This window comes from Pseudomonas sp. 05N431, assembly GCF_056397005.1.
In genome coordinates this window covers 115,922-131,369 of record NZ_JBFTMN010000002.1, presented here as the reverse complement: position 1 = coordinate 131,369, position 15,448 = coordinate 115,922, and the positions used below count along the sequence as shown (strand labels likewise).

The window sequence follows — 15,448 nt, the reverse complement described above, 5'->3', positions numbered from 1 at the left end:
GTTGAGGAGTGCGCTCCTCATCCACGCGGTTTTTCAGGGAGATCTACCATGGCACATGTACGGCGTGATGTATGGAAGCTGGGTTCTGGCTGGAGCGATACCTTGTTGTGGTATGCGCGTGGCGTCGGAGTCCTTCAACAACGACCGATCACTGACCGCACCAGCTGGCGGTTTCTGGCGGCCATTCACGGTATCGATATTCCCCTTTGGCAAAGCGCCGGTTATCTACGACGGGGTGAGCAGCTACCATCCCAGGCAGATCAGGACACCTACTGGAACCAGTGCCAGCACCAGACCTGGTACTTTTTACCGTGGCACCGCGGCTATCTTGCTTCATTCGAACAGATCGTCCGCAAGGCTATCATCAGCCTCGGAGGGCCAAGTGATTGGGCCCTGCCTTACTGGAACTACAACGAGAACCAGCAGACGCTGAAGCTGCCGGCCTGTTTCGCGGCGACCACGTTACCCAACGGTGAGCAGAATCCCTTGTTTGTAGCCCGCCGGTTTGGCCCGACCGGCAACGGCGTGGTGGTGCTCAACGAACAGCGGATCAATCTGCGCCCGGCCCTCACCGATCATGATTTCGCCGGCGGTTCCGGCGGTGGCTCTCCAGGCTTCGGTGGCCCGGTCACGGTGTTCGAACATTATGGCCAGGTCAGCGGTCGGCTCGAGTCGCAACCGCACAACTACGTGCACGTCGCCGTGGGCGGCCAGCAACAGGGCAGTCGGGTGCCGGGGTTGATGATCGATCCGGATACCGCCGCTCTGGACCCGATATTCTGGCTGCATCACGCCAACATCGACCGGCTCTGGGACGTGTGGCTGCAGCGCGACCGGCAGAACCACAACCCGGTCACCAGTGCGTGGCTCAATGGTCCGCCGACCCCGGGTCGTGGCTTCGTGGTACCGACGGTCAGCGGCCAGCCGTGGCCGTTCAAGGTGTCTGACATGCTCGATACCCGGGCACCGAAGCTCGACTATAGTTATGAGGATACGTCCGACCCATTGCACGGTACCCGGGCGTTTCAACAACGCTTGGAAACCCTGCGCGCAAGCCCCGAGCCTCTTGGTGCTGCAGTCGTGAAGGAAAAGTCCATGAGCGCCCAATCCCCCGCCGAGCTGCTCGGCGCCAACGATAAAGCCATCGCCCTGACCGGCGCTCCAGTCGAGACACCGTTGCAACTCGACCAGAGCACCTCGGGCAAGCTGATGGGCAACCTGAAATCCCGGGCCTTTGCCCCCACGGTTGCGGAGCATTCCCTGGACCGGGTGTACCTCAACCTGGAAAACATCCGCGGAAACAATGACGCGGCGACCTTCGACGTGTACATCAGCCTGCCGGTTGAGGGACAGTTGTCGGCGCTGCCTGACCAGTACGTCGGCTCGATCTCGCTGTTCGGCGTGCGCAAGGCCAGCAGTCCCGACAGCCTACATGGCGGCAAGGGCGTGAGCCATGTGCTGGATATCACTGATGTCTTCGACCAGCTCAGTGCCAGCGGCCACCCGCTTCTGGCGAAATTGAAAGTACGCTTTGTGCCGGTGACCGATGTTCAGGCCGAGGACAACATCACGGTCGGTCGCGTGAGTGTCTATCGGCAAGGCGACTGAAGATGGGGCCATTCCTCATCCAGGCCGTGACCCGAGGCTTCCTGCCATGGCTGATCCTGATCAGCCTGGCAGGTTGGGGGCTGCTCCTCGGTTCGGTGCAGATGCTGTCTATCCCGGAATTCTGCGGAGCGTTCGTGCCTCTTGCTTATGCCGCGAGCTGGCAGGGGATTGAACAGGCGTTGCTGTTCAATCCTCCCCGGCAGTTGGTGATTTCATGGCTATTGATGTTGCTGGCGATGACCCCTTTGCTGCTGGTCCATCCGCTGACGTATGTATGGCAACGCAGTTTGCTGAGGAAGCGCTGGCAGGCAGTGGTGTTGTTTGTGCTGGGTTTCACCAGCGTCTGGACGCTAGCCGGTCTGCTGCTCATGACCTTGGTAGTAGCGGCGCGGGTGATGTTTGGGGTTTCGCAGGCGATGGCATTTGCCGTTACTTTGGCCGTGTGCCTGGTGTGGCAGGCCTCGCCGCTTAAACAACGGTACTTGAACCGCTGTCATCACCAGCCGAGGATTTCGGCGTTCGGCTGGGGCTTTATCAAGGATTGTCTGGCCTATGGTGTGGTCAGCGCAGGCTGGTGCGTCGGGTCGTGCTGGGCGCTGATGTTGTTGCCGATGCTGGCAGAGCAGGGGCATGTGCCGTTGATGCTGTTGAGCATGGGCTGGATGCTCTGGGAACGGTTTAAACGTCCTCGACCTGTTCGTTGGCACTGGCCCCGCCTGTTTCGGTGATCCTCACCTGCGGAGCGGCCGCAGACAGCTCCGACGAGGATTGCATAAGCCATCTGGTTATTTGCTCATCGCTGCCCGGTACTGGCGCGTGCGCTTGGCGATGTACACCTGGTCGAGGATCAACGCCCAGAGTGCCGACACTGCAGGTTTTGGCTGGCGACCACGGCTCAGGCGCTGGATCTGAAAACGCACGACGGCCATGTTGGCCAGTGCCGCCAAGGGCTTGCGCTTCCAGGTGATCGGCGGCAATTGTGGGTGACTGTCGTGTCCCTCGCGCCACAGCTTGACCAGCAACGGCTCGACCGCCAGCGCGGTGCCGATACCGGCCATGGCAATGCCGCTGGCCAGCACCTGTTCGACAACCGGCAGGCGTCGGATACCGCCAGTCACCATCACCGGCATTTTCGCCCGGCTCGCCAGTTCACCGGCCATTTCGAGGAAGTAGGCTTCACGCGCCAGGGTACGTCCGTCGCGGGCTTCGCCTTGCATCGCCGGGGCTTCATAGCTGCCACCCGACAACTCCAGCAGATCGATGGCAAGCGGGTTGAGCAGGTCGATGACCTGCCGCGCATCGTCGGCATCGAAGCCGCCGCGTTGGAAGTCGGCGGAATTGAGTTTCACCGCGACGCAGAAGTCTGCCGTGACCGCTGCACGAACTGCGTTCACCACTTCAATCAACAAGCGCGCGCGATTTTCCAGCGAACCGCCCCAACGGTCGGTGCGACGATTGCTCAAGGGTGAGAGGAATTGGCTGATCAGGTAGCCATGGGCCGCGTGAATTTCCACACCGGTAAAACCGGCTTTTTGGGCCAGGGCGGCGCTGGTGGCGAAGCGCTGGATGACCTCCTGGATGTCGTCTTCGCTCATCGGCGTGGGCTGGGCGAACATCTTCGAGAACTGTCCCATCTCCAGCGCCACGGCAGACGGTGCCCAGGCGGGTTGCCCGAGATTGGCCATGGTCTGGCGCCCGGGGTGATTGAGCTGCATCCAGAACTGCGCGCCCTTGGCCCGACCAATGGCAGCCCACTGGCGGAAGCGTTCAAGGTGCCGTTCATCCTCCAGCACCACGCCGCCAGGACCGGTCATGGCCCGACGGTCGATCATTACATTACCGGTCAACAGCAGGCCGGCTTCGCCGTCTGCCCAGGCCCGATAGAGCTGCATCAAGGCCTGGGAGGGGGCTTGTTCGGTATCGGCAAGGTTTTCTTCCATCGCCGCTTTAGCGATGCGATTGCCGATCGTCTGGCCGTTGGGCAGATTCAACGCGTTAAAGGGCGACATGCTTGACTCCTCAGTAGTGGAGAGCTGAGGCTAAGCTTAAAGTTAACTTTAATGTCAAGCGTGGAAATGAGGTTCTGATGAAGATTGGTGAATTGGCGCAGTTGAGTGGGCTGACGGCTTCGCGCATCCGGTTTTACGAAAGCCAGGGGTTGATCGGCCAGGTCCAGCGCTTGGCCAACGGTTATCGGCGCTACCCGGCAGAGGTGCTGCAAACCCTGCAAATCATTCAGTGTGCGCAGCAGGCCGGGTTCAGTCTGGAGGAGCTCAAGCAGTTGCTCACCAGCCCGAAGCAGGGTGAACTCCGGCATGACGAACTGGTGTCGAGCCTTGAGCGCAAGGTCGGGCAAATCGAAGAGATGCAACAGCATCTGGCGCAGAGCAAGGCGAAGTTGCTGGGCATGATCGAGACCATCAAGGACCGGCCTGAAGGGATGGCGTGTTCGGATAATGCCGAGCGCGTGCTGGCGACGTTCAAGCACGTTTGAGCCTCAATGGTTTTGTACATCGCCCGGCTGGTTTTTATGTTGATTGTCCAGAATCACCCTTCCCCACGGACGGTAGCGCAAGGCGAACACGGCTGTCGGATGGCAGCCACCGGGCGTGGCGTCCGGGGTGGCCGGCTCGGCGCGAAACGGCTGGCCTCCGGTGCTGACCTGGCGGAACGCTTCACGCACGATACCGACCGGGCAGGGCAGTGCGCTGGCGTAACTGTTGCGTACCACCGGCGGCAGGCGTCCCGTGCCGGCGCCGTCCTGCCACCAGACCTGAATCCCGCTGCCGGCCAATTTCCCCAGCCAGTCTGCATTGACCTGCGGCGCCAGCTTGCCGGTACTGAACGCGCTGATGTGCAGCGGCGCGTCGAGTTGGCGGGCGAAGTCCTGGAGTTGCCGTTGCAGGCGCTCGCGCCTGTCGACAGCGGTGAAGTGCGCGTCATCCAGCTCCAGCGGCAAGTACCAGCCGTTGACCGGCAGCTTCCAGTCTTTGCGCAGCTTTTGCTGCTGAGCCAGTGATTGCCCCAGCTGCGCTTGCCAGTAGGACGCCAGCCCGGCGCTGTCGAGCGGGTCGATACGCTGGTAATACGCCGGGTCCATGGCCAGCCCGAGCACCAGTTTCAGCCCCTGCGCCTGGGCCTCGCGCAGACTGTTGGCGAGCCAGCCGTTGGCGTCGCCAAAGGTCGAATCACCGTAAGCGGTCCACTGCACGATGATCGTGGTCGCACCCTGTTTGGCGCTGGCTTGCCAGATCTCGCGCCATTGCGCCTGACTCAGGCTGGCATCGACATCCAATGGTTGATAGAAAATCCGCTCATCAGCGCAGACCTGCTGAGTGCCAAGCAACAGCAGGCAGAAAAGCAGCATCAGTCGGTTCATCAGAAATTCAACTCCACACCCAGCAATACCCCATTGCCACCTTCATACAAATTGCCACCCAACGATTGCTGATACTCGGTGCGCACGGTCAGGTGTGCGCGGTAGGCGTTGTAAATGTCGTCGTCAAACCACCATTGCCAACGCAGGCCGAGCCCGGTGCGCAGGTCCTGGCGCCAGTCGTTGCTCGGGTCCTGACTGGCGAACTCGAGAAAGCCATACGGCATAAGGGTTTGCGCGCCGTTGAATGGCAGCTTCCAGGCGTGCCCTTGCTGGAAACGCGACAGCCACTGATGGTCGCCGGCCTTGGTCCACCAGGCCGCGTCGAGGTAGAGAAAACGCTCTTCCCAGTCGCTTTCATCGACCCGCCAGTCGTTGCGAAACCGGCCTTGATCGAGGAACGAAGCGGTGGCGCGCAGCAAATAGTCAGTGTCGGTGTGGCCGTCTTTACGGTGGTCGTTGAGCTGGTCCCGGAGCTGACCCGGATTGAGAAACTCACCCAGACTCAGGCCTTGCTTGTCCTGGTCGTCGAAGGTGTTTTGTTTGTAGATCTCGGCGTAGAAGTTGATGTTCGCCGTGCCCCAGGGTTTGTAGCGCAAGCCCAGGCCTGTGCCGACGGACTCTGCGTAACTGGAGCGGCCAGCGCTGCCCAGCAACGCCCGGCCATACACTGAAAGCGTGCTGCCGGCGCGGCTGGGTTCATCACCCAGGGCATGGTCCCACATCGCTACCTGCACATTTTGCGAGGCGGCGTGACGAGCAGTGCCTTGGGTGTTGTCGGGGCGCAAGATGTCGTTGGTCGAGACCCCGGCCGGCGACCAGGTGCTGGCGAGGGTCAGGCTGTCACGTCTGGACAGGGTTTCGTGAGCGCGACGTTGGCGATAACGGCGAGCTTCGAGACTGCCGCTGTCGTCGTCAGCGGCTACCGGGTTTTGCTCCAGATCGATGACCCGGCGCAGTTCCTTGCGCGCCGAGGCGCTGTCTTCGACTTCATCGTAGCGCCAGGCCAGGGTCTCGCCGAGGCTATAGTCCTCGGGGAAATTGTGGGTGGCGGTTTGCAGGTAGGGAATTGCGCTAGCCCGTTCTTGGCGGGTCTCGGCCCCGGCCAGGCGCATGCCGTAGTCGGCGCTGTAGCGTGGGTTTTTCGGGTCGCGGCGTACCGCTTCGGCCAGCCATTCAGTGCTTTGCGGCAGATCACCCGCCTTTTGCGCGGTCACCGAGGCGGCATAGAAGTGCCCGGCGTCAGGGGATTGCTGTAATGCCTGGCGCTGACGCTCAAGGGCCAGCGCGTCATTGCCCCGGGCTTGGGCGATTGCTGCGCCGAGGGCCCATTCGTTACTGCCGCGGGTGCGGCTTTGCTGCCAATAGCGTTCGGCGGCGTCGGTGTCACCGACGTTCAATGCACTGCGGCTGGCGGTGAGGCGGGCGTTCTCGGTGAGCTGGCTGTCCGGCACGCTACGCCAGATGCGCAGAGCACCTGCCGAGTCGCCGGAGGCTTCGAGGGCATAGGCCAGCGGTAAGCGACCGCCGCGATCCCCGAATTTTTCCGCGGTCTGGTAATAGACTACGGCTTCGCCTGGCCGCTCTGGCATGGCGCAGCGACCCAGCGCGCGGAGTTCGCCGGGATCGGCAGGCTGCGCGCCGATCGCCTGACGTACCGCGTCGCACTGGCCGTTCTCGGCCAGTTGTCCGAGCAATTGGCCGCGCGTTGCAGCGTCGACCCGATTCAACAGCAAGGCCATGCGTTTTTGCTGAACAGGGGTTGTCGTCGACGACGAGCCATAGACCCCGGCCAGGCGCTGCAACATGACCGTCGGCAAGCGCCCGCCATGGTGGTCGAAGGCGTCTTCCAGCAGTTGCTGCGCATGCTCACGCTGGCCATTGTTGAGCACCAGGTAGGTGGCTTGATTGAGTGAATCGAGGTTGCCAGTCTGTTGGTAATGCCGTTCCCACAGCGGGGCCGCTTCACCGCTACGGCCCAGTGCCTGGAGCAGTTCGGCACGGCGTTTCACCACGTCGGCGGTTTGCGCTTGGCTGGCGAGCCAGGCCATGGCTTTGTCGCTCTGGCCCTGTGCCTGCCAGACATCAAGCAAACGCTCGCGGCGTTTGCTGTCCCAGGGTTCGGGCAGACGCTGGTTTTGCAGTAGTTCGGTGGCCTGCAGGCGTTGCGCGAGAACCAGCCAGGTCTGCGGATCCTCGCTTGGCGAGCAACCACGCAATTGGGTAAGTGCGGCTTGCGGGTCGCGACGCGACAGCCATTCTGCGGTTTCCAGGCACGGGCGTTGCAGCTCGCTGCTCAGGCGTTGCACGGCCTGTGTGTCGCCGGTTTGCCGTGCCAGTTCCCAGAGTCGTTGGCGCTGGGCCGGATCGGCAAGGTCGTCGGCCGGCAGTGATAGCATCCAGCGTTGAGCCTGTTGGATGTGGCCCATGGCAATCGCCCGGTCGACCATCGCCAGCCGCACCTTGCGTGCCGCTTGCGGGGTCGGCGCCTGTTGCAGCAGATCCTGCAAAGGTGTTTCTTCGAGGCGTTGCACATAGGCGTTGGCCAGTCGTTGCCAACCTTCGGCATCGAGTTGTTTACGCGCCGCCAATGGCGCGAGTTGCTCGATGGTGCCGTTCCAGTCATGCAGTTGTTCGGACCAGTTGGCGCGGGCCAGACGCAGGATGTTGTCGTCACCCTTTGGCGACAATTGTGCCAGCCAGTCGTGGGCTTTGAGTGCGCCACCAAACTTGGCCAGGCTCAAGCTGTAAGCCTGCCACAGGCGTACGCGCTGGTTGAGGGGGCTGGTGGCCAGCCATTTTTCAACCTGTTCGGAGGTGGGTGGGTCCTGTTCGATCCAGGTCAGTCGCAGGTTGAGCAAGGCCTCGTTGTTGTCCGGATTGTCCGGCAACGCTTGCACGGCTTCGTTGTAGCGCCGTTGTTTGGCCAGAGCCTCGACCAACAGCGTCCGGGCCTCTTCGTTTTTCGGGACTATGGTCAGCACATGGCGCATCAGTCGTTCGACTTCAGCCCAGTTGCCTTTTTTCGCTTCGCGGTAGCTGCGGTCCATGTAGGGGAAACTGCGGAACTGCTCGAAATCGCTCAGGGGCGCGGCGGCTACCCAACTGGTGGCACTCAGGCTAAGCAACAGGCTGGCGAGCAGCACTTGATGACCAATACCTGTCTTCATGCGACCTCCCGGGCAATACGGAAAGCCGCTTGTTGTTCAGAGGATTGCTCGGCCAGTGCCTGTTGCAGAATCTCTGGAGTGATCATGCCGCGCTCGATCAGGTGATCGCCCAGCGACATGCGCTCGGCATCGAAGTCGATCAGTGCCTGATTGAACAGTGTTGTCGGGACCATCCCACGTACTTGCAGCAGGTTGCCGAGCAATACCTGGTGGTGGCCGACGCGTTCCAGCAGGGCTTCATCGTCCTGATGACGCTCAAGCACCTGCAGCATGTGATGGACTTCCTCGTTTTGCAGCGGGCTTGGGTACCAGTAACGGATCCCCAGCGTGACCCGGCCCTGCGGTGCCAGGCGGCAGCGAACCGGGCGTTTCAATTGACGGCTGATGGCCCCCAGTGAAACCTGACTGACCGGACCTTCGGAGGCCAGCACCAGGGTTGTGCCTTCCAAGGCAACCGGCAACACGCCGTAGTGGGTGGCGACTTTGCGCGGTACGCGGTCGATCAGCTGTTTGTCGAGCTTGAACGGATTGAGTGGTGCCCACTCCAGGTCCAGTTGTTCGGCCAGGGTTTCGACCAGTTGGGTACTGTTGATGTGCTCGCGCAGCAGCAACTCATGGCCGAGGCGACGACGCACCGGGTTGGTGATCGCAGCTTCCAGCTGTTCCTCGGTCAGCAGGCCTTTCTCTACCAGTCGATGGCCCAGCGGAGTGCGTTGGGCCTTGGCCAGCGCCGGAAACTCGTGGGTAGTCTTGTCCCAGGCCACGCGGCGCGAGTCGCCCATTTCCATGACCTGGCGCAGGGCGCGCAGGTTGGCGAAGAAATTCACGAAGTTGCTCCACATCATCCGTGGCGCCGACAGCAGGCCCTGACCCAGACCGTAGAAGCGGGTGACGAACCAGGCACGCTGGAACAGACGGTTGAGCAGCATCAAACCGTTCAGCCAGAGCAGTATTGAAAGCAGGATGCTGTCCGAGAGAATCGAGGGGAAGCGCCAGGCGTCCGGTGAAATCAGGGTGACCAGCCACATTGCCAGCAGCACCAGAAACAGCAGGTTGACCATAAAACTCAGCAGATAGGCGATGAGCCCTCGCCGGTCGCGCCAGAGGAAATAGTTCAGCAAACCTTGAGGGCTCCAGCCGAGGTTTTTGGTGCCCTGGAACACGATGCCGACAATCCAGCGCGATTTCTGCCGGATCGCGTGCTGCAAATCACGCGGAAAATGTTCGCGTACGCAAATGACCTGGGAGAACGCTCGGTTCATACCCAAGACCCACTTCTGTTCCAGCGCCAGTTTCGGGTCGATGACCGAGTAGCGGGCGAAGATGCACTTCATGCCTTTTTGCTTGAGGCGAAAACCGATGTCATAGTCTTCGGTCAGACTCTGCACGTCGAAGGCGATGCCATCGCCGTCCTCCAGCAGGGCGCTGATCGCCTTGCGGCTGAAACAGGTTCCCACACCCGCGCTCGGCACCTGGCCGGTCAGCGCCTCGCGCACGATCACGTCCTTGCCGTGGTTCTCGGCGAACTCATCGACATAGTGCCCGGCGGTGAAGCCATGCCACTCCGGCGCGTAAGGGTAGACCGGAATCTGGATCAGGTCCTTGCTCGGCAGCAGGTAGTTGAAGAGACGCAACTCCATTGGTGAAATCACGTCTTCGGCGTCGTGCAGGATGAACCCGGCGAATTCGATTTTCGCTTCGCTTTCAAAGCGTAAAATCGCGTCGATGATGTTGTTCAGACAGTCGGCCTTGCTGGTCGGGCCGGGTCGGGCGCAGACCACTTTGTGTACGTTGGGATAGTGCCGGCACACCGCATCGACGTCGGCCTGGGTCTCGGCGTCGTTGGGGTAGGTGCCGACGAAGATCTGGTAGTTCTCATAGTCGAGGGTCGAGGCCGCGAGCCGGGCCATTTCACCGACCACGCCAACTTCGTTCCACGCCGGAACCATGATCGCCAAGGGCTTCTCGGGGATCTCGTAGAGCCGCTGTTCATCGGCACGCTTGAACTTTTCGTAGATCCGCCAGCGCCGGATCAACTTGCGGCTCCAGTAGATCAGGTCGATGAACAGGTCATCCAGACCCAGCACGAACATCAACAAGGCCAGGGTGATCGCAAGGTATTTCAGGCCAAACAGCACGTATGCAAGGAAATCGACAAACGCCAGGCTCATAACGTGCTACTCGCCGAGTGCGCGCTCAACCAGGTGCATAGACGTTTGGCGATACGTTCACTGGCGTGCCCATCACCATAAGGGCTGTGGATGCGGCTCATGCGTTTGTAGGTGGCCTCGTCATCGAGTAGCTGGCTGGCTTCCTTGACGATCTTCGCGGTGTCGGTGCCTACCAGCAACACGGTGCCACCTTCGAGCACCGAGGGTCGCTCGGTCACTTCGCGCAACACCAGCAATGGTTTACCAATGGAGGGGGCTTCCTCCTGGATGCCACCGGAGTCGGTCAGGATGATGTGTGCACGGCCCATCAGCCAGACGAAATGCTGATAGTTCTGAGGCGCGATCAGATAGATGTTCGGCTTGTCCGAAAGCATGTCATACACGGCGTTTTGCACCCGCGGATTCAGATGCACCGGGTAGACGAACTGGGCATCGGGATAGCGCAGGGCCAGCTCAGCCAGGGCCTGGCAGATATTGCGGAAGCCTTCGCCGAAGTTTTCCCGACGGTGGCCAGTGATCAGCACGATGCGCCGGTTGTCATCGAGCATCGCCAGCGGGGAACCAGCGGCGGGGTGCCATTGGATTTCCTGCTGATGGGTACGCATCCACAACAGTGCATCGATCACTGTATTACCGGTGATCTCGATGCTTTCCAGCGGCACACCTTCGCGCAGCAGGTTGTCCTGGGCGTTACGGGTGGGTGAAAAGTGCAGGTCGGCAATCACCCCGGTCAGACGTCGGTTGGCTTCTTCCGGCCATGGTGCGCGCAGGTTGCCGGTGCGCAGGCCGGCCTCGATGTGGCCGATCGGCAAGTGACGATAAAAGGCGGCGAGGGCGGCGATGAAGCTGGTGGTGGTATCGCCGTGTACCAGCACGATGTCCGGATGCAGGCGTTCATAGCTTTTATCCAGGTTCATCAGCAGTTGCTGAGACAAGCCGTTGAGAGACTGGCCCTGGGTCATCACTTGCAAGTTTTCATCGACCGTCAACTCGAACGAGTCGAGCACTTGTTTGAGCATCTCCAGGTGCTGGCCAGTGGAACAGATGTTCAGCTCGACACCAGGCCACTGACGCAGAACCCGGGCCAATGGCGCCATCTTGATGGCCTCCGGCCGAGTACCGAAAACCATCATGACTTTGAACGACATTGCCCCTCCCGAACCGATACGTTGCTCGAACCTCGCGGTTTGAGCAAACGCTTCTCAATCGGTCCATTAAAGGAAAGCAGTGGATCGGGGGGTTGTCCAATACGCCTTTGAGCTTCTCAGCGACCTTTGCTGATGATGGTGGCTCGACGATCAACCAATCGATGTGCCCGTGGGACGGTACGCAAGGTGCCTAAGGTATTGCGCAGCCACAACAGATCATGGCGAGGTTTGCGCACGGCAGGTTGGCGTCGGGCCTTGCCGATGAGGCTGGCAAAGACAGCGTTCAAGGCTTGTGCATCTTCAAAGCCTTTAAGCTTCTTCAGCAGTTTCCCGTTGCGATAGAACAACACGGTGGGGGTACCCCTGACCTCGGGGTGACGGGGGCACTCGGCGGTATCCAACATGTAACAATCGGCGCGATCTTTATAAGCCTCGGCCGTCGCACAAAAAGACGGCCCGGCAAACTCACAGGCACAGCAGTACCGACTGCCGAAGTACAGGACGACCGGGCGGTAGGTTCTCAATGCCCGGAGGTATTGCGGTGCAAGAGAGTGGGTTGTCGAGCTCATTGAAGTCTTCCTTGTTCAGTAGCAAGACGAAGTGAAAGCGCGCGATAACGCTAATGCCGTCTGCAGGTGGGCGTCTACTGTCAGAGTTGACAGGTACAGGGCGCTGACGTGTCTCGTTTTGAAGCGCACCTGACCTCAAATGTGGCCCAACTACCCGCACCTGTAGCCAACGGTAGCGGCTGTGCGCTGCGTCGTTTGGTAACGCCTGTTTTGTGTTTTTTCGCATCTCTTTGATTCAATTCATATTTCATTTTCTGAGGGATTTGTCTGCCGGGCTATGGCACACTTTCTGCTGTCTATTCCGTTGTTACATACCAAGTTCCGGTATAGCGGAATAAACATCATCCTGGAGTGCCCGTCATGCAGCGTCGACTTTCCTTGTTTACAGCGTGTGTTTTTCTCTTTGCGGCCACAGCCTCTGCCGTGGGCGTTGCCCAGGCGGCGGACAGCAAGCTCGACAATGTGTTGAAGCGCGGGCATTTGATCGTGGGCACGGGCAGCACCAACGCGCCGTGGCACTTCCAGGGCGCGGACGGCAAATTGCAGGGTTTTGATATCGACATCGGTCGGATGGTCGCCAAGGGCTTGTTCAATGACCCGAGCAAGGTCGAGTTCGTGGTGCAGTCGTCGGATGCACGGATTCCCAATTTGCTGACCGACAAGGTCGACATGAGCTGCCAGTTCATTACCGTCACCGCCAGCCGTGCGCAGCAAGTGGCGTTCACCCTGCCGTACTACCGCGAAGGCGTTGGCCTGCTGTTGCCGGCCAACAGCAAGTACAAGGAAATCGAAGACCTGAAGGCGGCCGGCGACAGCGTCACCGTGGCGGTGCTGCAAAACGTCTATGCCGAAGAACTGGTGCACCAGGCGCTGCCCAAGGCCAAGGTTGACCAATATGACAGCGTCGACCTGATGTACCAGGCGGTGAACTCCGGCCGTGCCGACACAGCTGCCACCGATCAGTCTTCGGTCAAATACCTGATGGTGCAGAACCCTGGCCGCTATCGCAGCCCGACCTACGCCTGGAGCCCGCAAACCTATGCCTGTGCGGTCAAGCGCGGCGATCAGGACTGGCTGAACTTCGTCAATACCGTCTTGCATGAAGCCATGACCGGCGTCGAGTTCCCGACTTACGCGGCGTCGTTCAAACAGTGGTTTGGCGTAGATCTGCCTTCCCCGGCTATTGGCTTCCCTGTCGAATTCAAATGATCCCGTGAGAGTGGGGCGTTCGCGCCCCGCTCAAGGTACTGCTGACCATGAACTATCAGTTGAACTTCGCCGCCGTCTGGCGCGATTTCGACACCTTGCTGGCGGGGCTCGGTCTGGGTCTTGAACTGGCGTTGGTGTCGATCGCCATCGGTTGCGTGATCGGCCTGCTGATGGCGTTTGCTTTGCTCTCAAAGCACCGCACATTGCGGGTGCTGGCGTCGGTGTACGTGACGGTGATCCGTAACACGCCGATTCTGGTGTTGATTCTGTTGATCTACTTTGCGCTACCGAGCCTGGGCATTCGGCTGGACAAGCTGCCGTCGTTCATCATCACCCTGTCGTTGTATGCCGGGGCGTACCTGACCGAAGTGTTCCGCGGCGGGTTGTTGAGCATCCCCAAAGGCCTGCGTGAAGCCGGGCTGGCGATTGGTCTGGGGGAGTGGCAGGTGAAGGCGTACGTCACCGTGCCAGTGATGTTGCGCAACGTGTTGCCGGCGCTCTCGAACAACTTCATTTCGCTGTTCAAGGACACCTCGCTGGCGGCGGCGATTGCCGTGCCGGAGCTGACCTATTACGCGCGCAAGATCAACGTCGAGAGCTACCGGGTGATCGAAACCTGGCTGGTGACGACGGCGCTCTATGTTGCGGCCTGTTATCTCATCGCGATGCTGCTGCGTTACCTCGAGCAGCGTCTGGCGATTCGCCGTTAGGAGCGCACCCATGTACGAGTCTCCAAGTTGGTTGCATGAGTTATGGGTTGCCCGCGACACCCTGTGGTCGGGCTTTTTGACCAGTGTGCAGTGCTCTGTCCTGGCGATCATGCTGGGCACCCTGATCGGCATCGTTGCCGGGCTGGTGCTGACCTACGGAACGATATGGATGCGTGCACCGTTTCGTTTTTACGTCGACCTGATCCGTGGCACGCCGGTGTTTGTGCTGGTGCTGGCCTGCTTCTATATGGCGCCTGCGCTGGGCTGGCAGATCGATGCGTTCCAGGCCGGAGTGCTGGGGCTGACGCTGTTCTGCGGTTCGCACGTTGCCGAGATCGTTCGCGGTGCGTTGCAAGCGCTGCCACGTGGGCAGATGGAAGCGAGCAAGGCCATCGGCCTGACGTTTTATCAGGCCCTCGCTTACGTGTTGCTGCCTCAGGCGCTACGGCAGATTTTGCCGACCTGGGTCAACTCGTCGACCGAAATCGTCAAGGCTTCGACCTTGCTCTCGGTGATCGGTGTGGCCGAGTTGCTGCTGAGTACCCAGCAGATCATCGCCCGGACCTTCATGACCCTGGAGTTTTACCTGTTTGCCGGTTTTCTCTTTTTCATCATCAACTACGCCATCGAATTACTCGGCCGGCATATTGAAAAGCGGGTGGCCTTGCCATGACTCAAGCTCAAGTTTCGACACAGAACGCTAGCCAGGCCCTGCTGGAGATTCGCGATCTGCACAAGCAATACGGCCCGCTCGAAGTGCTCAAGGGCGTCGACCTGACCATGCAGCGTGGCAACGTGGTCACGCTGATCGGCTCCAGCGGCTCGGGCAAGACCACGCTGCTGCGCTGCGTGAACATGCTCGAAGAATTCCAGGGCGGGCGGATCCTGCTCGATGGCGAGTCCATCGGTTACCACGAGGTCAACGGCAAGCGCGTGCGCCACTCGGAAAAAGTCATTGCCCAGCATAGGGCCATGACCGGCATGGCGTTCCAGCAGTTCAACCTGTTTCCCCATCTCACGGCGTTGCAGAACGTCACCCTTGGCCTGCTGAAAGTCAAAAAGCTGCACAAGGACGAAGCGGTGGTGCTGGCGGAAAAATGGCTGGAGCGTGTCGGCCTGCTGGAACGTCGCGATCACTATCCGGGTCAGTTGTCGGGTGGTCAGCAACAGCGCGTGGCGATTGCCCGGGCGATTGCGATGAACCCGAGCCTGATGCTGTTCGACGAAGTGACGTCGGCACTCGACCCTGAGCTGGTCGGTGAAGTATTGAACGTGATCAAGGGCCTGGCCGAGGATGGCATGACCATGCTGCTGGTGACCCATGAGATGCGTTTTGCCTTTGAAGTCTCGGACAAGATCGTTTTCATGAATCAGGGGCGAATCGAAGAGCAGGGGCCACCCAAGGAACTGTTCGAACGCCCGCAATCTCCGCGTTTGGCGGAATTTCTCAAGAACACGCGTTTTTAACATTCAATATCGAATCAGGA

13 protein-coding genes are annotated in these 15,448 nt (G+C 60.4%); 7 read left to right on the top strand and 6 right to left on the bottom strand.

The genetic code is table 11. The features are described 5' to 3' along the window. The first annotated feature begins 48 nt into the window (after nt 1-48). Both AC1DIG_RS03580 and AC1DIG_RS03575 read left to right on the top strand, forming a co-directional pair. Nucleotides 49-1,608 (top strand): tyrosinase family protein, encoded by a 1,560-nt coding sequence (locus tag AC1DIG_RS03580; RefSeq protein ID WP_477766175.1) that lies wholly within the window; start codon nt 49-51, stop codon nt 1,606-1,608. Between the two features lie 2 nt (nt 1,609-1,610). Then, complete coding sequence (locus AC1DIG_RS03575; RefSeq protein WP_477766174.1) at nt 1,611-2,336, top strand: copper chaperone; 726 nt, start codon at nt 1,611-1,613, stop codon at nt 2,334-2,336. 57 nt (nt 2,337-2,393) lie between these two features. Here the strand turns inward: AC1DIG_RS03575 and AC1DIG_RS03570 are convergent, their stop codons facing one another. Further along, a complete protein-coding gene (locus AC1DIG_RS03570; protein WP_477766173.1) occupies nt 2,394-3,617 on the bottom strand; it encodes an NADH:flavin oxidoreductase/NADH oxidase family protein in 1,224 nt (407 codons plus the stop codon). Nucleotides 3,618-3,694: 77 nt separating this feature from the next. Here AC1DIG_RS03570 and AC1DIG_RS03565 point away from each other — a divergent pair, with 77 nt between their 5' ends. After that, entirely contained in the window at nt 3,695-4,102 is a 408-nt protein-coding gene (locus tag AC1DIG_RS03565; RefSeq protein WP_477766172.1) for a MerR family transcriptional regulator, read from the top strand. Nucleotides 4,103-4,105: 3 nt separating this feature from the next. Here the strand turns inward: AC1DIG_RS03565 and AC1DIG_RS03560 are convergent, their stop codons facing one another. The 5 genes from AC1DIG_RS03560 to AC1DIG_RS03540 form a co-directional block, all read right to left on the bottom strand. Further along, the gene (locus tag AC1DIG_RS03560; RefSeq protein WP_477766171.1) at nt 4,106-4,987 is read right to left on the bottom strand and encodes a DUF4434 family protein; all 882 of its coding nucleotides are present in this window, start codon (nt 4,985-4,987) and stop codon (nt 4,106-4,108) included. Next, nucleotides 4,987-8,154, bottom strand: coding sequence for an NfrA family protein (locus AC1DIG_RS03555; protein WP_477766170.1), 3,168 nt, complete (start codon nt 8,152-8,154; stop codon nt 4,987-4,989). Before AC1DIG_RS03555 ends, AC1DIG_RS03560 begins: the two co-directional genes overlap by 1 nt. Next, nucleotides 8,151-10,325 carry a cyclic di-3',5'-guanylate-activated glycosyltransferase NfrB gene (nfrB, locus tag AC1DIG_RS03550; protein WP_477766169.1) on the bottom strand — a complete coding sequence of 725 codons (2,175 nt, stop codon included), beginning with the start codon at nt 10,323-10,325 and terminating at the stop codon, nt 8,151-8,153. Before nfrB ends, AC1DIG_RS03555 begins: the two co-directional genes overlap by 4 nt. Next, nucleotides 10,322-11,473, bottom strand: a complete 1,152-nt coding sequence (gene wecB / locus AC1DIG_RS03545; protein WP_477766168.1) for a non-hydrolyzing UDP-N-acetylglucosamine 2-epimerase — start codon at nt 11,471-11,473, stop codon at nt 10,322-10,324. The genes nfrB and wecB overlap by 4 nt, the downstream gene beginning before the upstream one ends. 116 nt (nt 11,474-11,589) lie before the next feature. Then, a complete protein-coding gene (locus tag AC1DIG_RS03540) occupies nt 11,590-12,042 on the bottom strand; it encodes a thioredoxin family protein (protein ID WP_477766167.1) in 453 nt (150 codons plus the stop codon). Nucleotides 12,043-12,402: 360 nt separating this feature from the next. Between AC1DIG_RS03540 and AC1DIG_RS03535 the strand changes: the two genes are divergently transcribed. The 4 genes from AC1DIG_RS03535 to AC1DIG_RS03520 are packed head-to-tail and all read left to right on the top strand — an operon-like array spanning nt 12,403 to nt 15,428. Then, on the top strand, nt 12,403-13,251 hold the full coding sequence (locus tag AC1DIG_RS03535) for a transporter substrate-binding domain-containing protein (protein ID WP_477766166.1): 849 nt from the start codon (nt 12,403-12,405) through the stop codon (nt 13,249-13,251). Nucleotides 13,252-13,298: 47 nt separating this feature from the next. Next, nucleotides 13,299-13,961: an amino acid ABC transporter permease gene (locus AC1DIG_RS03530; RefSeq protein WP_123583847.1), complete on the top strand. Its 663-nt coding sequence runs from the start codon at nt 13,299-13,301 to the stop codon at nt 13,959-13,961. A gap of 10 nt (nt 13,962-13,971) precedes the next feature. Further along, nucleotides 13,972-14,634 (top strand): amino acid ABC transporter permease, encoded by a 663-nt coding sequence (locus AC1DIG_RS03525; protein ID WP_216744530.1) that lies wholly within the window; start codon nt 13,972-13,974, stop codon nt 14,632-14,634. Then, a complete protein-coding gene (locus AC1DIG_RS03520; protein ID WP_427531596.1) occupies nt 14,631-15,428 on the top strand; it encodes an amino acid ABC transporter ATP-binding protein in 798 nt (265 codons plus the stop codon). The genes AC1DIG_RS03525 and AC1DIG_RS03520 overlap by 4 nt, the downstream gene beginning before the upstream one ends. Nucleotides 15,429-15,448: the final 20 nt, after the last annotated feature.